This is a genomic window from uncultured Tenacibaculum sp. (assembly GCF_947494125.1).
Lineage (GTDB): Bacteria > Bacteroidota > Bacteroidia > Flavobacteriales > Flavobacteriaceae > Polaribacter.
Map to the genome: position 1 here is coordinate 248941 of NZ_CANLTU010000001.1, position 24734 is coordinate 273674.

Sequence of the window (24734 nt, forward strand, 5' to 3'; positions counted from 1 at the left end):
ATGAAAAAAGAAAATTTTGTTCTTGAGCAAAAACTTAAAAGGCTTAAAATATCTTACACTAACGAAAACGGAAAAATTATTATAGGAAAATCTAAAGTTGATTACTTTACGCTTTTAGGTCTTATTATATTACCTCTAATAAGTTTCTTAGTAATTTTATATTTTGTTATTAATTATTCTTTTTTTAGTGGAAAAATAATAACCTTCTTATTCCTAATGGGAGGATCATTTTTATTTTACTCAAAACGTTATATTTCAAAGAAAAAAAATAATTCAGCTCTTAAAAGGTTAAGTGATAATGCTATTTTTTTCGAAGACAATACTTTTCAAAAAAGGTTTGACCTTAATAACACTAGAGAGTTTAAGTATAGCATGAATGAAATTTCTGAAGACACTTATGAAGGTATTTTACTTTTAGTAGATACAGATAATAATCAACATAAAATTTTAGCTTTTGATGATGAAAATGAACAATATTTGCATAACGACTTAAAATGGTTTATTGATTATTTTTCAAAATACATTAAAATAAAAAAGGAAGTTTAAAACTTCCTTTTTTATTTTATTTCTTTACCAACATTCGCTTAATTTCATTCAACTTCATTAATGCTTCAATAGGTGTAAGCGTATCAATATTTGTAGCTAGAATTTCTTCTCGAATATCTTCTAACAAAGGATCATCTAATTGAAAAAAGCTCATTTGCATTTCTTCATGCTGTGTTTCTTTTAACGTTTCTTTTACCTCTTTGTGCGCATGATTTTCTTCTAATTGCTTTAATATTTTCTGCGCTCTATGTATTACCATATTTGGCATTCCTGCCAATTTTGCTACATGAATACCAAAACTATGATTACTACCTCCTGCAACTAATTTGCGTAAGAAAATAATACTACTATCTAATTCTTTTACAGATACATTAAAGTTTTTAATACGTTCAAAAGTAGTAGTCATTTCATTTAACTCATGATAGTGCGTAGCAAACAATGTTTTTCCTTTTGCTGGATGTTCATGTAAATATTCGGCAATAGCCCAAGCAATAGAAATACCGTCATAGGTAGAAGTTCCACGCCCAATTTCATCTAATAAAACCAAACTACGATCAGAAATATTATTTAAAATAGACGCAGTTTCATTCATCTCAACCATAAAGGTAGATTCTCCCATTGAGATATTATCACTGGCACCTACTCTAGTAAAAATTTTATCTACAATACCAATTCTAGCATTTTGAGCTGGAATATAACTTCCCATTTGAGCTAATAAAACAATCAATGCTGTTTGACGTAATATTGCCGATTTACCCGACATATTAGGACCAGTAATCATAATTATTTGTTGCTGATTACAATTTAAAACAACATCATTTGCAATGTACTCTTCACCTATTGGCAATTGTTTCTCAATTACTGGATGACGACCATTTTTTATTTCAAGATCTGTAGTATTATCCATTAAAGGACGTACATAATTATTATCCATTGCCAAGGTTGCAAACGATAATAACACATCTATTTTAGCAATGTTCTGTGCGTTTTGTTGTACAGGTTTTACAAAATCAATAATAAACTGAACTAGTTTTGCAAAAATCTCAACTTCAATTTGTTGTATTTTTTCTTCAGCACCTAATATTTTTGCTTCGTATTCTTTTAACTCTTCAGTAATATAACGTTCGGCATTTACCAACGTTTGTTTACGAATCCATTCTTCAGGCACTTTATCTTTATGCGTGTTTCGAACTTCAATATAATATCCAAAAACATTATTAAATGCAATTTTTAAACTCGTAATTCCTGTTCTTTCAGTTTCACGAGCCAACATGCTATCTAAATATTCTTTACCAGAATTAGATATATTTCTTAACTCATCTAATTCACTAGAAACACCGCTAGCAATTGCATTTCCTTTATTAATATTTACAGGCGCTTCTTCTAAAACAGTTTCAATAATTTTATCAATCAACAACTTACAATCGTGTAATTGATTTCCTATTTCTTTAACTGTTTTATTTTTACTTTTCTCAGCAGCTTCTTTTATTGGTAAAATTGCCTTTAACGAGTTTTTTAATAAAATTACCTCTCGTGGCGATACTTTACCTGTTGCTACCTTCGATATTAAACGCTCAATATCTGAAACTTGTTTTAACTGATATGAAACAGTTTCAAGAAAAGCATCACTATCAATTAAAAACTTTACTATTTCATGACGTTGCTTAATTTGCTCCAAATCTTTTAATGGTAAGGCTAGCCAACGTTTTAACAACCTTCCTCCCATTGGAGAAATTGTTTTATCTATAACATCTAATAAAGAAACTGAGTTTACAGAATTACCGCCATACAATTCTAAGTTTTTCACTGTAAAACGGTCCATCCAAACATAATTATCTTCAGCAATTCTACTAATAGATTGTATGTGCTCTATTTTATTATGTTGTGTTTCCGATAAATAATACATCGCAGCACCTCCAGCAACAATACCATATTCTAATTCTTCAACACCAAATCCTTTTAAATTTTTAACTTTAAAATGATTGCTTAATAATTCACTTCCATATTCTTTTTGAAAAACCCAATCATCTAAATAAAAAGTATGAAAACGATTCGTAAATAATTCTAAAAATCGCTGTTTGTATTTTTTCTCAACTAAAACTTCACTAGGTGTAAAGTTTTGTAAAAGCTTGTCTATATATTCTTCGTTTCCTTGTGCAATTAGAAACTCACCCGTAGAAACATCTAAAAAAGAAACACCTAATAACTTTTTACCAAAGTGTACTGCAGCTAAAAAATTATTTGATTTTGATTGTAGCACTTCATCATTTAAAGCAACACCTGGAGTAACCAATTCGGTAACCCCACGCTTTACAATGGTTTTAGTCATTTTAGGGTCTTCTAACTGATCGCAAATTGCAACACGTAAACCAGATTTTACCAATTTTGGTAAATACGTATTTAACGAATGATGTGGAAAACCCGCCAAAGCAGTTTCACTTTCGCTTCCTGCTCCTCTTTTTGTTAGAATTATCCCTAAAACTTTCGATGCTTTTACTGCATCTTCTCCAAAGGTTTCATAAAAATCACCTACCCTAAAAAGTAACATAGCATCCGGATATTTAATTTTAATTCCATTGTATTGTTTCATTAATGGAGTCACCTTTTTTGCCTTTGCTTTTGCCAAGTTTCTAGATTTTTTCAATTAGTTTTGCGAAGATAAATATTCGATTTTAAAGTTAACATTTTTTATGAGAAAACTAAAGAATAATGAGTTAGGTAGAATTTCGGTTGACGAGTTTAAACAAACCAAAAAAACACCAATTATTGTTGTATTAGATAATATTAGAAGTTTAAACAACATAGGCTCTGTTTTTAGAACTTCGGATGCTTTTTTAATTGAAAAAATTTATTTGTGTGGTATTACCGCTACACCTCCTAACAAAGAAATTCATAAAACGGCTTTGGGAGCTACCGAATCTGTTGCTTGGGAGTATGTAGAAAACACTATTGATTTAATTGAATCATTAAAAAAAGACAAGGTGAAGGTTTTAGCCATTGAACAAGCTGAAAACAGCACTATGTTAAATGAATTTACACCTGAAGCAAACCAAAAATATGCTGTGGTAATGGGAAATGAGGTAAAAGGTGTACAACAAGAAGTTGTTTCAGCTTCCAATTTTTGTATTGAAATCCCACAATTAGGCACCAAACATTCTTTAAATATTTCTGTGAGTTGCGGAGTTGTTCTTTGGGACTTATTTAATAAAGTTTCTTCGTAACCAACGCGTCATTACGAGAGGGAATCTTCTCATTCAAAACTCATAATTAGCAGATTGCTTCATATTTCGCAATGACGACTAATAATACATAAGGTTTTCGTAAATTCATCATATGAAAAATCCATCTGTTTACTTTTTAACAAATAAAAACAATACAGTTATTTATATCGGAGTCACTTCAAACCTAAATAAAAGAATCTACGAACATAAAAATGGGAAATATGAAGGATTTTCTTACAAATACAATTGTAACAAACTTATCTATTACGAACAATTTTCTACAATGAACGATGCTATAAGTAGAGAAAAGCAATTAAAATCTGGAAATAGAAAAAAGAAAGAGGATTTAATAAATAAAGAAAATCCTAATTGGTTAGATTTATCTGAAAATTGGTTATTTAATATTTAACGTCATTACGAGGAAGAATGACGAAGTAATCTCACTATTCAAAACTCTCAGATAATAGATTGCTTCACTCTCGTTCGCAATGACGAAGTGAACTCAAAAACAACAAATTACTTCACTAAAATTCGCAATGACAAGTGTAACCTCAAGGAAGAATAAATAAAAACTAGTTTTTTTGTTTGTCATTCTGCTTGAAACCCCTTAATTTAGAGACTTTAATTATCCCCCCACAAAAAGTAATCTAAACATTCTTATAATATGGAAAACAAAGACTCTCAGAAAACAACAATAAAATTAAACCGTGGAGGCGGAGATGCCGGTGGATTAACTACTAACGGTGGTGGAAATACCGGAACTGACACTGGTGGTGGTGATGGTGGTACTACTGGTGGAAATGGATAAAACTATTTAAAATAAAACTCTTAATTCTTTTATTTAGATTAAGGGTTTTATGTTTTTTTACTTCAATACTTAACAATGAGATTCCTTTTCTTTTTTATTTACTTTATAAATCTCACTTATAGTCAAGAAATTGATTCTATTCCTAAGAATGATAAACTAAAAATACTCGAAATTGGTTTATCTGCCTTTTTTGAAAATGATACTGCTACTTTAAAAAAATCACACAAAAATCTTTTATCTCTTTACAAAAAAGAGGCAAATTCTATATTATTAGCGAAACACTATCAATATAAAGCAATGTTTTTTGAATTAAAATATAAAAAAGACAGTGCATATTATTATTACCATCAATCTAAAAACATTTCTAAAAAAACAGGTGACTCTTTAGAAGTTGGTAGGCGTTTGTTAAGTATGGCTATATTACAAAGAGAGGCAAAAGATTATTTAGGTTCAGAAATTAACTCTATAGAAGCCTTACAATATTTAGAGCCCATTAAACCAAATAAATATTTAATTTCTCTATATAATTTACTAGGCCTAACATCTAGTGAATTAAAAAAGAAAGAAGCTGAAACTTATTATAAAAAAGCTTTAAAAATAAACAAATCACTTCTTGTCAACAATAGGAAAGCACTTGATTTCTTATACATAACAAATAATTTAGGTCTCTTATATCAGAATAAAAAAAAGCATAAAAAAGCCATTTCTTACTTCAAAAAAGGGTTAGCTTTTGATAGTATTAAAAAAAAACACCCTAGACAATATGCTTTATTATTAGAAAATTTAGCTTTTAGTAATTATTCTTTAGAGAAAAAAGAAAAAGTTTTTCAACAATACAATGAAGTATTAGCTATTAAAAAAAGGTTAAATAACCTTAGTGGAGCAAGCACAACACACATAAACATTTCTAATTACTACAAAGACCTTAAACAAAATAAAAAAGCTGAATACCATTCTAAAGAAGCTTTAAAATATGCCAAACAAACTCAAAATAATAATCGTTGGCTAGAAGCTTTAAAAAATCTTTCAGACCTTACAATAGGTAAACAATCAAAACAATACTTAGAAGAATATATTATACTTAATGACAGTTTATTTCAAAAAGAACGTCTGTTAAAAAATCAATTTGCAAAAATTAGATACGAAACCAGTAAAAAAGAAAAAGAAAATACGGTTTTAAAATCTGAAAACGAGAAAAAACAAGCGCAAATAGCCTACCATAAACAACAGCAAACCATTGGTTGGTTAGCGGCTGCCAGTGTATTATTATTATTAATTTTAAGTATTACTTTCTTTTTACAAAGAAGAAGAAAGCTTTTATACCAAGCACAATTAGAGGCTGCTGAAGCTAGGGAAAACGAACGCCAACAAATTGCAAAATCTTTACACGATGAAGTTGCTGGAGATTTACGCATGCTCCATAACAAATTAGAGAAATCTAATTTAGTAGAAGAAGCCCAAAAACTAAATAATGTAAAAGAAAACGTTCGTAATTTATCACATCAATTAAGTAGTGTAAGTTTTGACGAAGTTTCTTTTAAAGACCAAATAATTAATTTAGTAAGCGATTATTTTGAACTCGATTTTAAAATATCGGTTAATGGATTGCATGAATGTGAATGGCAATATATAAATGATGCTATAAAACGTTTACTCTATTTAGGCATTAGAGAAAGCATACAAAACTGTAAAAAATATGCGCAGGCGAGTAAAATAATTATTAACCTTACTGTACAGAAAAATTATGTACTTTTGAATATTACTGATAATGGCATCGGTTTTGATACTAAAATCAGTAAAAAAGGAATAGGTTTACGCAACCTTCAGGAACGTGTTGAAGACTTAAATGGGACTTTAAACATTAGTAGTGAAATAGGTAGCGGTACCAAAACTAATATTCAAATACCCTTAAATGCCTGGACTAACAAAAATACTCCTAGTTGATGATCATCAATTAATAATTGAAGGAATACTCTCTTACTTAAAAGATATTGACAATTTAGAAATAGAAACAGCTAATTCTTGCGACGAAGCTTTTTCAAAAATAAAAACAAGTCTTAATAGTAATCCTTTTCATATTGTTTTTACCGATTTAAGCTTCGATAACCATCATGAAAATAACACACTCGATGGTGGAGAATCTTTGATAAAAGCACTTCAACAAGAAAAAATTAATATTAAAATGGGAGTTATTACTGGACACTCAGAAACCAATAGAGTGTTTAATGTAATTCATAACTTAAATCCATCAGCATACATATTAAAAGGAAATTGTAGCACAGATGAGTTAACCTTTGCTATTCAAAAAATAGTAAAAGGCGAAATATATTATACCCATGAAATTCACCAAAAACTCTTAAAAAGAGCTTTAATAGAAATTCAAATGGATGAAGTAGCAATTCAAATTTTAAAGGAATTACCAAAGCACGCTAAGATTGGTAATTTAGAAGGGCTCATTAAAAAAAGAGATGGCTCTGCAATAAAAGTACGTTCAATAGAAAGTAAATTAGCAAAGCTTCGTACCGATTTACAAGCGAATAACAATACCGATTTAGTACTGAAAGCTAAGGAATTAGGTATATTAGATTAAATTTTGCGGAAATCCACATTTTTTACTGCGGAAATCCATTTTTATAGTTAAGACACTAGCAATATCTTTGTATCAGAATTAAACTACTCTTGGGGAAAATTCTGAAAAAAGGAAAAAAAACAAACCTTTCGGATTCTAATCTGAAAGGTTTGTTTTTTTGTATAAAATCCGATTTTAATTAACTGCGGAAAACCACACTTTTTTTTTCGTTAATCCCTTTTACTATAACAAAAACCTCTTGTATATTTGTAACATCGAATTTCAACTCATATTGAAAAGCGATATTTAAGGGGAAAAACTAAACCTTCTAGAGTTAATCTAGAAGGTTTTTTTATGCTAACAACTTTGCTAATTTAGAAATATCAATTTTACGCACTCTTGCGGAAATCCACATTAATTATTGCAGTAATCCCTTTTTAATAAACAAAATCCTAAAGTACATTTGTAGCATCTAATTTCGTCTCATAACGAAAAAACGATATTTAAAGGGGAAAAACTAAACCTTCTAGAATTTATCTAGAAGGTTTTTTTATGCAAACAACTTTACTATTTTAGAAATATCAATTTTTATGCACTCTTGCGGAAATCCACATTAATTATTGCAGCAATCCCTTTTTAATAAACAAAGTCCTAAAGTACATTTGTAGCATCTAATTTCGTCTCATAACGAAAAACGATATTTAAAGGGGAAAAACTAAACCTTCTAGAATTTATCTAGAAGGTTTTTTTATACTAATAATTTTGCTAATTTAAAAATATCAATTTTACGCACTCTTGCGGAAATCCACATTAATTATTGCAGCAATCCCTTTTTAATAAACAAAATCCTAAAGTACATTTGTAGCATCTAATTTCGTCTCATAACGAAAAAACGATATTTAAAGGGGAAAAACTAAACCTTCTAGAATTTATCTAGAAGGTTTTTTTATGCAAACAACTTTACTATTTTAGAAATATCAATTTTTATGCACTCTTGCGGAAATCCACATTAATTATTGCAGCAATCCCTTTTTAATAAACAAAATCCTAAAGTACATTTGTAGCATCTAATTTCGTCTCATAACGAAAAAACGATATTTAAAGGGGAAAAACTAAACCTTCTAGAATTTATCTAGAAGGTTTTTTTATGCTAATAACTCATGGAATATTCAACTATCTTTTTCTTGCGGAAATTCACCTTTTTTTTTACAGTAATCCCTTTTATTATAACAAAAACCTCTTGTATATTTGTAACATCGAATTTCAACTCATATTGAAAAGCGATATTTAAGGGGAAAAACTAAACCTTTCAGATCTATCTGAAAGGTTTTTTTTATTTAAACAATTTACTATCAAACATATAACTTCGGAAAATTGCATTTTACACTGCGGTTATCCCCTTTTTAAAACAAAACATCTATCATACATTTGTAATGTTCTTTTGAACAAAACATTAAGGGGAATTATTAAAACCAGTAAAAAATGGGGAAATTTTTACAAACAAAGACTGCAGAAGTTCTAAAAGGATTTTTATCAACTTTATCAGAATTCGGTAAAGGAGCTAGTTATGCTTTAAGACACTAGTAGTAATTAACTAAGGGATAAAAACCTTCTTGATAAAATTATCAAGGAGGTTTTTTATTTGCCTAATTTTAAATTGTAAATTGCTGTTTTAATTTATTCATTAATAGTTTTAAATGGCAAAATATATTCTTGCATTAGATCAAGGTACCACTAGTTCTCGTTCGGTATTAATAAACGAATTAGGAGAAATTGTTGCAATGAATCAACAAGAGTTTACACAAATTTTCCCACAACCGGGTTGGGTAGAACACGATGCTGAAGAAATTTTAAAAACTCAACTTTCTACATTAAAAAAAGTAATTCAAAAAGCAAATATTCATCCTTCAGAAATTGCTGGTATTGGTATTACCAACCAAAGAGAAACTACTGTAGTATGGAATAAAATTACGGGAAAACCTATATACAATGCTATTGTTTGGCAAGACAAACGAACCGCTAATATTTGTGAGCAATTAAAAGAGAAAAACTTAGAAAGTCATGTTCGAAAAACTACAGGATTAGTTATTGATAGTTATTTTTCTGCTACAAAAATTAATTGGATTTTAAACAATGTAGAAGGTGCTAAACTTGAAGCCGAAAAAGGAAACTTACTTTTTGGAACTATTGATACTTGGCTACTTTGGAATTTAACAAAAGGTGAAATACATGCTACCGATTATAGTAATGCTTCACGTACCATGTTATATGATATTAAAAATTTGTGTTGGGATAAAAAGCTGTTATCAGCATTAAGTATCCCTAACTCAATGCTTCCTCAAGTAAAACCCTCTTCACATTATTTTGGAAACTACGAATTGGAAGGACACCTAATTCCTATTGCAGGAATTGCAGGCGATCAGCAAGCTGCACTTTTCGGGCAAGCTTGTTTTAATAAAGGTGAAGCAAAAAACACTTACGGTACTGGTTGTTTTATGTTAATGAATACTGGTGAAAACCTTGAGTTTTCTAAAAACGGTTTATTAACTACAATTGCCTGGGGCTTAGACAATAAAATACATTATGCTCTAGAAGGTAGCGTATTTGTTGCCGGATCTGCTATTCAATGGCTACGTGATGGTTTACAAATAATTAATAACGCTAAAGAAAGTGAAGCCTTAGCTAAAAGTATAGATGGAGAAAACCCTGTATATGTAGTCCCTGCTTTTGCTGGTTTAGGAGCTCCATATTGGGATATGTACGCTCGGGGAGCAGTTTTTGGTTTAACTCGCGACACTGGTAAAAACCACCTAATAAAAGCAACTTTAGATGCTCTTGCTTACCAAACTAAAGATATTTTAGATGTCATGCAAAAAGATAGTGAGGTTAAATTAACATCTTTAAAAGTAGATGGTGGTGCTTGCGCTAATGACTATTTAATGCAATTTCAATCAGATATCTTAAACACTAAAGTTGAACGACCTGAAATTATTGAAACTACTGTTATGGGTGCCGCTTATTTAGCAGGTATTTGTGTTGGACTTTGGAAACAAGAAGATATTTTAAATAGAAGAAAAATTAACAATACCTTTTCTCCTAATTTTACTTTAGAAAAAAGAGAAAAACTTTATAAAAAGTGGCAAAAAGCTGTAGAACGCACTAAAGACTGGATAGATTAAAAACGAATAAATGGCAAAATTTTACGATAAAATTACTTCAAGAATTCAGAAGTTTATAGAAGCACAAAAAGTTTTTTTTGTAGCAACTGCACCTAAAAATGGACGTATTAATTTATCCCCTAAAGGAATGGATTCTTTTCGTGTGTTAAACGAAAACCGAGTTGCTTGGCTAAGTGTTACTGGTAGTGGAAATGAAACCTCAGCACACTTATTAGACAATAATAGAATAACTATTATGTTTTGTGCATTTGAAGGCGCTCCTAATATTTTACGCATATACGGAAAAGCGAAAGAAATATTACCAAACGATACTGAATGGAATTCTTTAATTACTCAATTTCCTAACCTTACTGGAACACGACAAATATTTGATATTACTATTGAAAGTGTTCAAACTTCATGTGGTATGTCTATTCCTTTTTATGAATATAAAGAAGAACGAAATCAATTATTAGACTGGGCAGAAGAAAAAGGACAAGATAATATTGAACAATACTGGAAAGACAGAAACCAAACTAGTATTGATGGCTTAGATACTAAGTTTAAAACTTAAGTTTATTATTGATAACTACAATGAAAAAAATTACCATAGCACTAATTATTCTTTTGATGTCAACTACTCTTTTATCTCAAACACCTAAAAAATCTATTATGAAGTTTATGGGAAAGGAGAGCCCTTATTTCTTTTACATGGTTACACTCAATCATCTAAATCTTGGAAAGAGTATGTTAAAGATTATGAAAGTAAATATGAAGTCTATTTAATTGATTTAACTGGACACGGAAAATCAGAACCTTTTAAGCAAGAAATGTCTATAAAATCTGTTGCTCAAGACCTCAATTCTTTAATTCGACACCTAGGTTTAAAACAAATTAAAGCCATTGGGTTTAGTTTTGGTGGAGATATTCTCTATCAATTAGCTTTAATTAATCCATCGATACTAAAATCTATGATAACAATAGGTGCAGTAGGAACATGGACAATTCATGATTTCCCTGAGTATTTAAAAGCTTTTACTTTTGAAAACAGAAATAATTTTCCTTGGCTCAAGACATCTCATGAAGGAGATGAGCAGATAAAAGGAATGATGAATCAGTTTAAAAACTATACAGTTAGGTTAAGTAATAAAGAATTACAAAGTATAAAACCTGAGGTATTAATTATAATAGGTGACGACGATGAAGGTATGGATTTTGAAGAAGTTGTTCGTGTTAAAAAAAACCTACCTAAATCTGACCTTTGGATATTACCAAATGTATCGCATGGAGCTCATGAAGGTGAAACAAAAAATGACTTCATAATAAAATCTAAAGCTTTTTTTTCTAAAAAACAAAACCAATAAGGGTTCTTCATTCTTTCATTACATCTAAGTTTTTCAATATTATTCCAAAATATTCAAACCCTGATAAAAATCATGTTTTAAACAAATAGATACTACTATTTTTGGAGTAAAGTAAATAAAATGATACAATTGATTAATATTCCTTTAGTTTCTTGGACAAACGGCACAATTATGATAGCCATTTTTGGACTTGTTTGTTTAGGATTAGTTGCTACTCTTTTAATCCTTATAAATAGTGGTAAGAAAAAGGAGTAAAGTAGATTGTATCTTTAGTTTTTAATAGTTGATTTAGAAGAAGTGCTCTTATTGATGTGTTGGTGGTTTAACTCAAGAGCATTTCTTCTTATTTAAAAGCATTTAAGCCTGTAATATCTAAGCCAGTAATTAATAAATGAACATCATGTGTTCCTTCATAAGTAATTACACTTTCTAAATTCATAGCGTGTCTCATTATAGAATATTCTCCTGATATTCCCATAGCTCCTAAAATTTGTCTTGCTTCTCTAGCTATTTTTATAGCCATGTCTACATTATTTCTTTTAGCCATTGATATTTGCGCAGAAGTTGCACGACCTTCATTTTTTAAAACTCCCAATCGCCATGTTAATAACTGTGCTTTGGTTATTTCTGTAATCATCTCAGCTAATTTTTTTTGTTGCAACTGAAATTGACCTATTGGTTTACCAAATTGTGTACGCTCTTTAGCATAGCGCAAAGCAGTATCATAACAATCCATAGCGGCACCAATAGCACCCCAAGCAATACCATAACGAGCAGAATCTAAACATAACAAAGGTGCTCCTAATCCTGATTTATTGGGTAATAAATTTTCTTTTGGCACTTTAACATTATCAAAAATAAGCTCTCCTGTAATAGAAGCTCTTAACGACCATTTGTTATGTGTTTCTGGTGTAGAAAAACCTTCCATTCCTCTTTCCACAATTAAACCATGAATACGACCTTCTTCATTTTTTGCCCAAACCACGGCTACATCACAAATAGGTGCATTCGAAATCCACATTTTTGCACCATTCAATAAATAATGGTCTCCCATATCCTTAAACTTGGTTTCCATTCCTCCAGGATTAGATCCATGGTTTGGCTCAGTTAATCCAAAACTTCCCATCCATTCACCAGAAGCTAGTTTTGGCAAGTATTTTTTTCGCTGGGTTTCATTTCCATAATTAAAAATAGGGCCCATTACTAAAGAAGATTGTACCGAGGCAGCAGATCGAATACCACTATCACCACGTTCTAATTCTTGCATAATTAATCCATAGGATATCTGGTCTAATCCAGCACCTCCATATGCTTCAGGTATATACGAACCAAAAGCACCAACTTCTGCTAAACCATTTATTAGTTGAGTTGGAAATTTTGCTTCTTGAGCAGCATCTTCAATAATTGGAGATAAATTTTTCTTTACCCATTCACGGGCGGTATCACGAACAAGTTTATGTTCATCTGTTAACAAATCATCAGCTTGATAATAATCAGGAGCTTGAAATAAATCGGGTTTCATAAGTTTCTTTTAAAGTTAATTACTCACTTTTTATATGTTGATGATTGATAAATTGATTATCCTGGTTTTTATTTAAAAGTATTGACTCAAAAATACTCAAAAAAATGGTTTTTAGTATAGGTTTATGTATGTTTGTAATAGATGAAATTTACACTAGGAGAGCAAGAACGTTTAAAAAGCAAAAAGTTATTAGGTAAACTATACGAAGAAGGAAAATCTATAAAAGTATTCCCACTTCGAATGGTATATATACAAACCGAGCATACTTCAAAATTCCCTGTTCAAGTAGGAGTGTCTGTTCCTAAAAGAAATTTCAAAAAAGCTGTTGATAGAAATAGAATAAAGCGCTTATTACGGGAGACTTATCGGAAAGAAAAATATACAGTTTACGATGGGGTAGATAAACCTTATGTGTTTATGATTTCTTATATTGCAAGAGATGAATGGAAATATGTCGATCTTGAGCATAAAATGAAGAAATTACTAACGCTTTTTATAGCAGAAACCACCAAAGATGAAAAATAAAAAAATACTTTTTTTTGGTTCACTCGTTATTATCTCACTTTTATTCTCGTTTCAATCTCGTTTTTTTGAGATTGCAAAACAAATAGAGATATACAATAACTTATTTAAGGAATTAAATATTAATTATATCGATGAAATTAATCCTGGAGATTTAACCGATAAAGCAATTAAAAATACCTTAAAAAATTTAGACCCATATACCAATTTTTACAACGAGCAAGACGTTGAAGATGCACGTATTCGTAGAGAAGGAGAATACGGTGGTATTGGAATTTCAACTTTTTACACAAAACAAGGAATTGTTATTGCTGAAGTTTATAAAGATTTTTCTGCAGACAAAGCAGGTTTAAAAACTGGAGATATTATTACCAATGTAAATGGACAAAAATTATCTGAATTAGAAAAAAGTCAATACTCACAATTATTAAAAGGAACACCTAACAAAGAGCTTTCATTAATTATTAATAGAAATAACAAGGCTCAAGATATTACTTTAAAACTAGATAAAGTTATTGTAAACCCAGTCCCTTTTTACGATATGATTGATGATGAAACTGGTTATATTATTTTAACTCGATTTACAAATCAAAAAGCTACTGAAGGTGTTTCCAAAGCTTTTAACAAGTTAAAAGAAAGAGGAATGAAAAAATTAGTGTTCGATTTACGTAGCAATCCAGGTGGTTCTCTATTCGATGCTGTAAATATTACTAATTTATTTATTCCAAAAGGATTAAAAGTTGTAGACACTCGTGGAAAAATCAAAAAAAACAGTAGAACTTATAAAACAAACAGAGAACCTTTAGATGCTCAAATTCCAATTATTGTTTTAATAAACGACCGTTCAGCATCAGCTTCAGAAATTGTATCTGGTGCGTTACAAGATTACGATCGTGCAGTAATTATGGGCGAACGTTCTTTTGGTAAAGGTTTAGTTCAAAGGTATTTTACCTTAAATTACGGAACTCAAATGAAAGCAACAATTTCTAAATACTATACTCCAAGTGGACGTTGTATTCAAGAATTAGATTATGCTAATAGAGATTCTAAAACTGGAGAAGTTCCAAAATTTTCTGATGGTACCGTAAATACATTTACTACAAAAAACGGTCGTACAGTATACGATGGAGGTGGTGTAACTCCTGATGTAAAAATAGATTTATCAAAAAAATCTGAAGAGACAAAAAAACTCTTAAAGTCGAAAGCAATATTTAATTTCGCTACAGATTTCACCAATAAAAACCCTAATTTTTCTACCGAAAACTACAGCTTTAAATCTGCTGACTTTAATACGTTTAAAAACTACTTACTTAGAAAAGACACTTCTTTTGTAACTGAGAGCGAAAAACTTTTCAAAAAAGCATATGCTTCAGTAAATAATAATAAAACATTTTCTGCTGAATACAACACTATTCTTCAACAATTGAAAAAAGAAAAAGTTCAAAAAATAGCCTTAAATGAAGATGTTTTATCTACTAAAATACAAAACGAAATAGTAAAAAGATATTCTTATCAAGAAGGAATGTTTAAACATCAACTTAAAAATGATGCAACTATAAATAAAGCAGTTAACTTATTAAAGAATCAGAAAAAATACGATGCTATTTTAACCAAATAACATCCGTAACATAATTTGTATCTTTGCCTTTTAAAAAAATATATGTCTAAACCTAATCATAAAGAACGTACCAGAGCACAAGAATCTACCAATGCCATTGAAAAGTTATACATTTCGATGCGTCATTTATTTAGTCGTGGATTTTATAAGCCAATGGGAGTTTCTGGAGAAACACTACGTAAATCCTTATTGCAATTACGCCCTGAGATTTACGGATCAATTGCTGAAAATAAAACCGAATTAAATGGTTTGGTTTATATTATTGAGCGATTACCAGAAGGGATTGAAGAATGTCAATTCATCTATTTAACTGCAGATGAAGGCTATAGAAATTCAAAATTCAAAGCAATAGTTCCTCCTAAAAGAAGAAGAAATTGCTATCGTATTGATAAGGATCAAATGAATATTGAAATTACGCGTGGCCGTTCAGAAATTTATGATATTCTTACCCATCTTACTTTCTTATTTATAGAGTCTCATAAAATTAAAGACCGTGTAATTATTAATAACGGAGAAAGTTTTATTAGAGAATGGGTGCAATTAGAAGACATTGTTTTAAATAATAAAACAATTAGCGATGAAGAAAAAGATGTAATTGTTGTACATCTAGGAAACATTTTAGGAAGAACTTACGACGAAGTGTATGATGCGTATAACACTTTTGCAACCAAAGAAAATCCTAATAGATTTTTTCATTTAATTTATTGGTTAGGAAAACTAGCAATAAATGAAGAAATATACGAGCAAAAACGATCAGTAAAATTTAGTTCTGTATTAATAGAAGAAATTGGACACCATTTTTATGGTGAAATATGGGCTAACAACATAAAAGAAGTTCTTTTAGAGAATAGTTTAATAGAACGTCCTATACATATTATTAGTGCAAACATGCACAGTGTAATGAATAGTATTTATGCTCAAAATGCTTTGCCAAATGAGGTGAAAAAGCATAAAGGTTTTGAGCTTTTTGAAGTATTAAGTAATGCAAACAGTCAACCTTTACAAAAGGCTGTTAAAAACCATGCTTCAGAAAACGGATTAATCTACATTAAAGATACATCAGGTACTAATATTAATGTTCAAGTTATTGATACAGAAAAAATAGACTTTGATACAACATCTTTTGAAAAAATAAATTCAACTGGAGAAAAACCAGTAATTATTGTAATGGATTATGCATTTGGAGAACAAGCATATGAAACTATGGACGAATTGTTAAAACCATATAAAACAGGAAATAAATCTATTCATTTAGATGTAGTTTCAGTTTCAATAATGGGTAAAGCAGGTATTTTAGAAGGTGGTAAAGGAGATATTATGATTCCTTCTTCACATATTTTTGAAGGTACTGCAGATAATTATCCTTTTAAAAATGAATTAACCAAAGAAGATTTAGAAGGTTTTGGAGTTCAAGTTTTTGATGGAGCCATGGTAAGTGTACTGGGGACTTCATTACAAAACAAAGACTTATTGAAATTCTTCCACGATTCTACTTGGAATGTTATTGGTTTAGAAATGGAAGGAGCGCATTATCAAAAAGCAATACAATCGGCTTCTAAAATTAGAGGAAATGTTAGAGAAGATATAAAAGTACGATATGCGTATTATGCTTCAGATAATCCGCTAGAAACTGGAGCAACTCTTGCTTCTGGAGGTTTGGGTATGAGTGGAGTAACACCAACCTATGCAATAACGCAAAAAATACTAGAACAAATATTTTAAACAATTAAAAGGCTATTTTTTTAAATAGCCTTTTTTCTTATTTTATATTTGCAAATACAACACAACAACACACAAAATGAATATTCTAATTTTAGGATCAGGTGGTAGAGAGCACGCCTTTGCAAAGAAGCTTTCTGAAAGTACTAAAATCAATAACTTATTTGTAGCGCCTGGTAACGCAGGAACTAGTAGTATAGCTACAAACATTCACATTAATCCAACCAATTTTCAACAAGTAAAAGAAACGGTTTTACAACAGGCTATTAATATGGTTGTGGTAGGACCAGAAGCTCCTTTAGTAGAAGGAATTCACGATTTCTTTTTAGCAGATAACGATCTAAAAAATATTCCAGTAATTGGCCCTAAAAAAGACGGCGCTTTGTTAGAGGGAAGTAAAGATTTTTCAAAGCAGTTTATGATAAAACATAACATTCCTACTGCTAAATATGAATCATTTACAACAGAAACTTTAGCACAAGGAAAAAAGTTTTTAGAAACTTTAGCACCTCCTTATGTTTTAAAAGCCGATGGTTTAGCAGCTGGTAAAGGTGTTTTAATTTTAAACAATTTAGAAGAAGCAAAAGTTGAACTTGAAGAAATGCTTTCCAATCAAAAATTTGGAGCAGCATCTTCAACTGTAGTTATTGAAGAATTTTTAAAAGGAATAGAGCTTTCTGTTTTTGTTTTAACAGATGGAAAAAATTATAAAATATTACCTTCTGCAAAAGATTATAAACGTATTGGTGAAGGTGATACGGGTCTAAATACCGGCGGAATGGGGGCTATTTCTCCAGTTCCTTTTGCTACCGATGACTTTTTACAGAAAGTAGAAGAACTAGTCGTAAAACCAACAATAAACGGCTTACAAAAAGACGGGATTGATTACCGTGGATTTATCTTTATTGGTTTAATGAATGATAACGGAAATCCTTCAGTTGTTGAATACAATGTTCGTATGGGAGATCCTGAAACGGAAGTTGTATTACCTAGAATAGAATCTGATTTAGTAGATTTATTCGAAGGAGTTGCGAATCAAACTTTAAATGAAAAATCTTATGAGGTAACACCACAAACTGCTACCACTGTAATGTTAGTTTCTGGAGGATATCCTGAAGCTTATGAAAAAGGGAAAGCGATAACGGGATTTAATACAGTTGAAGATTCTATTGTTTTTCATGCAGGAACTACAGAAAAAGATGGTAATGTGGTAACTAATGGAGGTAGAGTAATGGCAGTTACTTCTTTTGGAGACTCTATTGAAGAAGCTCTTCAAAAATCATACAAAAGCATTGACAAAATAACTTTCGATAAAATAAACTATCGTAAAGATATTGGGTTCGATTTAATATAAATTACAAAAAAGAAGGAGTTGATAAATCAACTCCTTCTTTTTTACATTGCTTTTTCTAAGGTAAACGAAAACTCAGAACCTTTACCAAAATCACTTTTTAATAAAATGGTTTCGTTATGCGCTTCTATAATATGCTTTACAATAGATAATCCTAAACCAGAACCTCCTTGTTCTCTTGAACGACTTTGATCTACACGATAAAAACGCTCAAATAAACGAGAAACATGTTCTTGTTTTATACCCTCACCATTGTCAGAAATTTTAATAATAAACTTATTTGGATTGTATGCTTCAATACTTACAGTAGTAGCCCCACCAACTTTACCATATTTTATAGAGTTTACTATCAAATTAATTAGCACTTGCTCAATGCGTTCAACATCTCCTTTAACAAAATGCGGAAACTCATAAATTCGATCAAACACTAAAACAATGTTTCGCTTTTTAGCTTTCATTTCAAATAAATCAAAAACATTTTGAATAAGTTCTAGAATATTAAAAGTTTCAATATTCATTTTCATTCCTTCAGTTTCTAATTTAGCAATCATATCTAAATCTTTAATAATAGAAGTTAACCTTTCAACTCCTTTATTGGCTCTACTTAAATATTTTGTACGTATTTCTTCATCTTCAGCAGCACCCTCTATTAAAGTTAAAATATAACCTTGAACAGTAAAAAGTGGTGTTTTTAATTCGTGTGCTACATTCCCTAAAAAGTCTCTACGAAAAGAATCTCTTTGTGTTAATAATGCAATTTCCTCACTTTTTCCTTCTACATATTTTTGTACACTTTTTGTAAGGGCTTCAACATCGGTAGTTACTTTTTTTCTTTCTAAGTCATTTACATCTAAAATAGAAATGTCTTCATATAGTTTTTTAACTCGCTGATATATAAAATATTCTGCCCTATACTGAATAATAAAAAATGATATCACAAACATTACAAGACCAAAAACAATAACCGCACCTATACCTAATAAATTAATTAAAAGAAAATACGATAACAAAGCTATTATTACAGATATTGAAGTAGAATACAACGCCGACCAAAGTGCGTATTTATATGTTTTTTTAATTTTTTTCATTATAAAAAAATAGATTGCTTTGTTAGCAATCTATATAAATATTTTAAGTTTTAATTTATTTTTCTGAGCCTTCTAAAACAAATTTATATCCAACTCCTTTTACTGTTTTAAAAAAATCGTCGCCAATTTTTTCTCTAAGTTTTCTAATGTGTACATCAATAGTACGTCCACCAACAACAACTTCATTTCCCCAAACGCTATCTAAAATAACTTCTCTTTTAAAAACTTTTCCAGGCTTCGAAGTTAACAAAGAAAACAATTCAAATTCTTTTCTAGGTAAGGCAATTTTTTTATCACCTTTAAACACAACATACTCATCTCTATTAATAACAATATCACCAATTTTTGTTGTGGTATCAACTTCACCTTCTGTTTTTAAACGTCTTAATAAAGATTTCACCTTACTCACCAAAACCTTTGGTTTAACTGGCTTCGTTATATAATCATCGGCACCAGCATCAAAACCTGCAACTTGCGAATAATCTTCACCTCTTGCTGTTAAAAAAGAGATAATTACATCTTCTAACGGTTTTATATTTCTAATCTTTTCACACGCTTCAATACCATCCATTTCAGGCATCATAATATCTAATAATATTAAATGTGGATGTATTTTTTTTGCTGTCTTAACAGCTTCTATTCCGTTATTCGCTGTAAAAACTTGATATCCTTCAGATTTTAAGTTATAACCTACTATCTCTAAAATATCAGGTTCATCATCAACTAGTAAAATTTTAATATCATTCGTATTCATAGATCATTTTATATTGTGTTATCCAAAAGTAACCATAAAATTATAAATCGTTCGCTCTCTTACTTAACTTAACATTCATTTAATCTTTAATAAACATTCGCTTAAATAAGCAGTAAAACACAAATTCTTCTTTTCTTTTTGTTCGGTTTTTGTACGTTTTTTTTATCTTTACCTACCTATCCTATTCAAAATCCTATTATTTTATTTTAAGCTTCTATTAATACACGGATTATATACTTAAAAATATGCTAGATAAAATTAATCTCCAAAATATCTTGTTTTTAGATATTGAAACGGTTCCTGAAGTTGAATTATTTTCTGAATTATCTGAAGAAAAAAAAGAATTATTCGCTTTAAAAACACAGTATCAGCGTAAGGATGAAATTAGAGCAGAAGATTTTTATCATCGCGCAGGTATTTGGGCTGAGTTTGGAAAAATAATCTGTATTTCAGTCGGGTATTTTGTAAACAAAAAAGAAGATAGTCAGTTAAGGGTAACTTCTTTTTTTGGTGATGATGAAACCAAAATTTTAAATGATTTTAAAAATTTACTCGACCAACATTTTAACCTCAACAAACATTTACTCTGCGCACATAATGGAAAAGAATTCGATTTTCCATACATAGCACGTAGAATGATAATTAACCGAGTTCCGCTACCGAAAAAACTAAACTTATTTGGTAAAAAACCTTGGGAAGTACCACATTTAGACACCCTAGACTTATGGAAGTTTGGCGATTATAAACATTATACATCGTTAAAATTATTAACGGCTATTTTAGACATTCCTTCACCCAAACAAGATATTGATGGTAGCGAAGTAGCCAACGTGTATTATAAAGAAAAAAACCTACCTCGTATTGTTGATTATTGCGAACGTGATACAGTAGCTGTAGCTCAACTACTATTACGTTTTTTAAACAAGCCTATTTTAGAAACTAAAAATATTGTTACTATATAATCCAAGAGTCTATAGAAAATCAGTGATTAACATGTTGTGTCTTTTGTTATATTTGTTTAAAAGATTGTAAGAATTTCACCACATTATATTCGGTGTATTAAAAATACATGTACAAAATAAACTAGAAGTTAATATGAAAAAATGAAGATATATATAATAAATTTAACGCTTCTAATTTTACTGAATTTCAACGTAAGTGCTCAAACAAAGGCATCAAATAACAATAAAATTCACAAAAGCTATATAACAACGTTTGGGACTCCAAAGTTAATTAAAAACACTACTACTTTTTATAATAAAAAGGGGACTGAAATTAAACAATCTACAATTAGTTTTTCTAAAAATTTAGATACAATTATAGAGAAAAGATTTAAAGATTTTAAATTACAAGCTCAATTAGTTTTTATTTTTAATAGAAATAGAAATTTGATTTACAGATCCTTTAAAAATAAAGTACCCCTAGTAGGCTGGCAATTTAAATCAACAAAATATAAATTCGATAAAACTGGTTTAATTTCTAGAGAAACAAGAGGGAAGAATGGCAATTTAATAGACTTTGATGTTATTGAAAATGATTCTTTAAAAAACAAAATATCTTTAAAAACATATAATTCATATGGAGAGTTAATAGGATACGAAAAAACAAAATATAACTATAAAGAGAATACAAAAAAATGGAGTGTTTATAATCGTTCTGGAAAAAAAACAACTGAAAAAACTTCTTATATATATAATGAGAAAAAAAGCTTAAATGATTATAATAAATTTGGTGATAATATTTTTTACCCAAGAAATTGGTATACTAATGATAATACCTATTATCAAATTGAAATCAAATACGACAAACTAGGAAACTGGATTGAAAAAAAGACTTATGAGGTTAAAAAAATCAATGGAGTGTTTAAAAACAAAAAAAAGTATCGAAAAAACAAACGAAAGATAAAATATCAAAAATAAACCTACATAGTCAAGCCATTCAACAGTATAAAATACGACTCCTCCAATTATATGCTATAGACTATTATTAAAAAGTAAGTTAATTATTTTAATTTGAACTAAAATTAAAAAGATGAAAACAACAACATTTCTAACATTTGTAGGTGATCAATGTGGAAAGGCAGAAGAGGCAATAAAATTTTACACCGCTATTTTTCCAAATTCAGAAATTAAAAATCTAACAAAATACTCAGAAGGAGAAGCAGGAGGAACACCAGAACTTATAAAACATGGGGTCTTTACATTAAATGGCACTAAGTATATGATTTCCGAAAACAATTATAATCATGCATGGTCAATTACACCAGGAGTATCAATTTTAATTGAATCTAACTCAGAAAATGAGATTCAAACTTTATTCGAAACACTATCTTCAAAAGGAGGCAAAATAATGATTCCTCTAGACAGCTACGATTCGGGAGATTATGGGTTTGGTAAAAAATTCGGATGGTGCGAAGATAAATATGGAGTTTCTTGGCAACTTATTCTTTTAGACTAAATTCGAAAAAAATTAATAAAGCGTAGATACTCAAAACATCTAATAAAATTATGAGAAAAATAAACATAGAAAAATTATCTCAGTACGCAATAATCTTAATTGCATTATCAGCACTTTTTGTTTCAATATGGCAAATAAATATATCTCATAAACACAATAAGCTTTCTGTAGAACCATATCTTGATTATCATCTTGACCAATCCAACGCTACATTAACTGTTAAGTTTTCAAATCAAGGTTTCGGACCTGCAATTGTTAAAAAAATAACATATATCTATAAAAATAAAACATACAATTCTTTAGAAGATTTTTTAAACGATTCTGGTGAAATTAGTAACAGACTGGAAAGTTTTCAATATGGAGCTAACACAATTATAGCAAGTGGAGAAAGAAAGTTATTAGTAAAATTAAAAGGCTCGAAAATTAGAGGAGTAAGAGTAAACATTATTTATAAAACTGTTTATAAAGACCAAAAAGAATTCAGCTTTAAATTTTAATCATCAGAAATACTATTGCTTAAAAAGTTATAATATGGTAATAGTGTTTTTAATAACAATAAGTACTAACCATAATACTTTATAAAGTTAACTACAAGTACCACTAATTACCATAGCTCTCTCAGGTTTTCTATACACTCATCTCCGCTACTTTAGTCAAATTCGGCGTTTTCTCAACGAAGGCTTCTAACACTTTAAAAAAGTTTAGAATATCAACTTTTTTGTTATTAGCATTAATTGTAACTAGTCTTATAAATGTTTCATTATCAAAAGAACCAAAACCTACCACGGTAATTTGTTCTTCATATAAAGCAGTACAAAGAGCAGTTGGGTCTATATTTTTGTAATTAAAACAAATAGAAATAGAATCATCAAAACTATATAATTTGTAATCAGAATTGTTTCTAATATAGTCTAAAGCAATCGTTGCCAAATCAAATTGTTGATCAACAATTTTCTCTAAACCTTTAGTTCCAATTGATTTCCAAAGTGTCCAAAACTTTAAAGCATCATTTCTTCTTCCACATTGAAAAGAAGTTTTACCTAAGTTAAAATCGTCACCATCAGTTTGGTATAAATAATCAGCATCATTACTAAAAGAATCATACAAATGCTTTTTATCATTCACTAAAATAATAGAGCATGTTAAAGGAGTTCCTAACATTTTATGAGCATTGTAACTAAAAGAATTAGATCTTTCAACACCTTTTATCAAATGTTTATATTTCTCGCTAAAAATTACAGACCCACAATATGCACCATCAACATGAAGCCACATATTATACTTTTCAGAAATATCAGCAATTTTATCAATCGGGTCAAAAGCACCTAAAACGGTGGTTCCAGCAGTTGCATTTACATAGGTAGGAATTCCACCATTTTGTATGTCTACTTTTATCTGAGCTTCTAAATCTTCGGCAATCATTCTTCCTTTAGCATCCGCAGAAATATAACGAATATTGTTTTTCCCAATTCCAGCAAAAGTTGCGTTCTTAGCATTAGAATAATGAGATTCTTTAGAAGTATACACAATCAAAGGTTTAGACATTCCGTTAGCTCTACATTCAGGATCTTTGGCATCACGTCCCATAATTAAAGCCATATAATTACTCATAGAACCTCCAGTAGGAAATGTACCATTACTATTAGAACCATAACCAACTAAATTACAAGATTGCCTAATAATTTCTTGCTCAATACCAACTTGCGGACCCGCAACTTTGTATGTATACATGCTGTTATTTAGTAAAACAGCCAATAAATCTCCTAAAACGGCTTTGCTTTGTCTACCTCCAAAAAGTTGATTAAAAAATAACTTTGTAGCAGTTTTGGGAGTAGAAACCAATACTTCTTCAAGTAACGTTTTAAATGCATCATCAATCATTGGAGATTGATTTAACGAAAGATCAATTGAATTATATAATTCATTTGCTTCAATTCGTTCAGCTACCGGATTTTTTTCTTCTTCGTTAAGTAAAGCTTCAACTAATTCGTTGAATAAGATTAAATCCTTTTTTATACTAGACATACAATTTTTTTC

General features: G+C 29.7%; 23 protein-coding genes. 18 read left to right on the plus strand and 5 right to left on the minus strand.

Annotation, left to right across the window (positions count from 1 at the left end):
* Window positions 1-546, plus strand: coding sequence for a hypothetical protein (locus Q0881_RS01130; protein ID WP_299156152.1), 546 nt, complete (start codon window positions 1-3; stop codon window positions 544-546).
* Between the two features lie 16 nt (window positions 547-562).
* Here the strand turns inward: Q0881_RS01130 and mutS are convergent, their stop codons facing one another.
* Window positions 563-3172, minus strand: a complete 2610-nt coding sequence (gene mutS / locus Q0881_RS01135; RefSeq protein WP_299156153.1) for a DNA mismatch repair protein MutS — start codon at window positions 3170-3172, stop codon at window positions 563-565.
* 64 nt (window positions 3173-3236) lie between these two features.
* Between mutS and Q0881_RS01140 the strand changes: the two genes are divergently transcribed.
* From Q0881_RS01140 to Q0881_RS01180, 9 genes are all read left to right on the plus strand, one after another.
* Entirely contained in the window at window positions 3237-3767 is a 531-nt protein-coding gene (locus Q0881_RS01140; protein WP_299156154.1) for an RNA methyltransferase, read from the plus strand.
* Between the two features lie 112 nt (window positions 3768-3879).
* A complete protein-coding gene (locus Q0881_RS01145) occupies window positions 3880-4176 on the plus strand; it encodes a GIY-YIG nuclease family protein (protein WP_299156156.1) in 297 nt (98 codons plus the stop codon).
* A gap of 255 nt (window positions 4177-4431) precedes the next feature.
* Window positions 4432-4575 (plus strand): hypothetical protein, encoded by a 144-nt coding sequence (locus Q0881_RS01150; RefSeq protein ID WP_299156157.1) that lies wholly within the window; start codon window positions 4432-4434, stop codon window positions 4573-4575.
* Window positions 4576-4650: 75 nt separating this feature from the next.
* The gene (locus tag Q0881_RS01155) at window positions 4651-6519 is read left to right on the plus strand and encodes a tetratricopeptide repeat-containing sensor histidine kinase (RefSeq protein ID WP_299156159.1); all 1869 of its coding nucleotides are present in this window, start codon (window positions 4651-4653) and stop codon (window positions 6517-6519) included.
* Complete coding sequence (locus Q0881_RS01160; RefSeq protein ID WP_299156160.1) at window positions 6488-7165, plus strand: response regulator; 678 nt, start codon at window positions 6488-6490, stop codon at window positions 7163-7165. The genes Q0881_RS01155 and Q0881_RS01160 overlap by 32 nt, the downstream gene beginning before the upstream one ends.
* 1676 nt (window positions 7166-8841) lie before the next feature.
* A complete protein-coding gene (gene glpK, locus Q0881_RS01165) occupies window positions 8842-10323 on the plus strand; it encodes a glycerol kinase GlpK (protein WP_299156162.1) in 1482 nt (493 codons plus the stop codon).
* 10 nt (window positions 10324-10333) lie between these two features.
* Window positions 10334-10876 carry a pyridoxamine 5'-phosphate oxidase family protein gene (locus Q0881_RS01170; RefSeq protein ID WP_299156164.1) on the plus strand — a complete coding sequence of 181 codons (543 nt, stop codon included), beginning with the start codon at window positions 10334-10336 and terminating at the stop codon, window positions 10874-10876.
* Window positions 10877-10967: 91 nt separating this feature from the next.
* Complete coding sequence (locus Q0881_RS01175) at window positions 10968-11666, plus strand: alpha/beta hydrolase (protein ID WP_299157006.1); 699 nt, start codon at window positions 10968-10970, stop codon at window positions 11664-11666.
* Window positions 11667-11786: 120 nt separating this feature from the next.
* Window positions 11787-11921 carry a hypothetical protein gene (locus Q0881_RS01180; protein WP_299157017.1) on the plus strand — a complete coding sequence of 45 codons (135 nt, stop codon included), beginning with the start codon at window positions 11787-11789 and terminating at the stop codon, window positions 11919-11921.
* A gap of 88 nt (window positions 11922-12009) precedes the next feature.
* Here the strand turns inward: Q0881_RS01180 and Q0881_RS01185 are convergent, their stop codons facing one another.
* Entirely contained in the window at window positions 12010-13188 is a 1179-nt protein-coding gene (locus Q0881_RS01185) for an acyl-CoA dehydrogenase family protein (RefSeq protein WP_299156166.1), read from the minus strand.
* A gap of 141 nt (window positions 13189-13329) precedes the next feature.
* On the opposite strand from Q0881_RS01185, the gene rnpA reads away from it, so the two are divergent.
* From rnpA to purD, 4 genes are all read left to right on the plus strand, one after another.
* Complete coding sequence (gene rnpA, locus Q0881_RS01190; protein ID WP_299156168.1) at window positions 13330-13713, plus strand: ribonuclease P protein component; 384 nt, start codon at window positions 13330-13332, stop codon at window positions 13711-13713.
* Window positions 13703-15328 carry a S41 family peptidase gene (locus Q0881_RS01195; RefSeq protein ID WP_299156170.1) on the plus strand — a complete coding sequence of 542 codons (1626 nt, stop codon included), beginning with the start codon at window positions 13703-13705 and terminating at the stop codon, window positions 15326-15328. The genes rnpA and Q0881_RS01195 overlap by 11 nt, the downstream gene beginning before the upstream one ends.
* 42 nt (window positions 15329-15370) lie before the next feature.
* A complete protein-coding gene (locus Q0881_RS01200; protein ID WP_299156172.1) occupies window positions 15371-17050 on the plus strand; it encodes a hypothetical protein in 1680 nt (559 codons plus the stop codon).
* A gap of 76 nt (window positions 17051-17126) precedes the next feature.
* Complete coding sequence (purD, locus tag Q0881_RS01205; RefSeq protein ID WP_299156174.1) at window positions 17127-18401, plus strand: phosphoribosylamine--glycine ligase; 1275 nt, start codon at window positions 17127-17129, stop codon at window positions 18399-18401.
* 41 nt (window positions 18402-18442) lie between these two features.
* Here purD and Q0881_RS01210 read toward each other — a convergent pair whose 3' ends face one another.
* Together Q0881_RS01210 and Q0881_RS01215 are read right to left on the minus strand one after the other, a co-directional pair.
* Window positions 18443-19486: an ATP-binding protein gene (locus tag Q0881_RS01210; RefSeq protein WP_299156175.1), complete on the minus strand. Its 1044-nt coding sequence runs from the start codon at window positions 19484-19486 to the stop codon at window positions 18443-18445.
* A gap of 55 nt (window positions 19487-19541) precedes the next feature.
* Window positions 19542-20240 (minus strand): response regulator transcription factor, encoded by a 699-nt coding sequence (locus tag Q0881_RS01215; RefSeq protein ID WP_299156177.1) that lies wholly within the window; start codon window positions 20238-20240, stop codon window positions 19542-19544.
* A gap of 245 nt (window positions 20241-20485) precedes the next feature.
* On the opposite strand from Q0881_RS01215, the gene Q0881_RS01220 reads away from it, so the two are divergent.
* From Q0881_RS01220 to Q0881_RS01235, 4 genes are all read left to right on the plus strand, one after another.
* The gene (locus Q0881_RS01220; protein ID WP_299156179.1) at window positions 20486-21202 is read left to right on the plus strand and encodes a 3'-5' exonuclease; all 717 of its coding nucleotides are present in this window, start codon (window positions 20486-20488) and stop codon (window positions 21200-21202) included.
* 141 nt (window positions 21203-21343) lie between these two features.
* Entirely contained in the window at window positions 21344-22159 is an 816-nt protein-coding gene (locus Q0881_RS01225; RefSeq protein ID WP_299156181.1) for a hypothetical protein, read from the plus strand.
* A 112-nt stretch (window positions 22160-22271) separates the two neighbouring features.
* Window positions 22272-22697 (plus strand): VOC family protein, encoded by a 426-nt coding sequence (locus tag Q0881_RS01230; RefSeq protein ID WP_299156182.1) that lies wholly within the window; start codon window positions 22272-22274, stop codon window positions 22695-22697.
* 50 nt (window positions 22698-22747) lie between these two features.
* Window positions 22748-23194 carry a hypothetical protein gene (locus tag Q0881_RS01235; protein ID WP_299156184.1) on the plus strand — a complete coding sequence of 149 codons (447 nt, stop codon included), beginning with the start codon at window positions 22748-22750 and terminating at the stop codon, window positions 23192-23194.
* A 130-nt stretch (window positions 23195-23324) separates the two neighbouring features.
* On the opposite strand, the gene Q0881_RS01240 is transcribed toward Q0881_RS01235, so the two are convergent.
* Complete coding sequence (locus tag Q0881_RS01240) at window positions 23325-24722, minus strand: aminotransferase class V-fold PLP-dependent enzyme (RefSeq protein ID WP_299156186.1); 1398 nt, start codon at window positions 24720-24722, stop codon at window positions 23325-23327.
* Window positions 24723-24734: the final 12 nt, after the last annotated feature.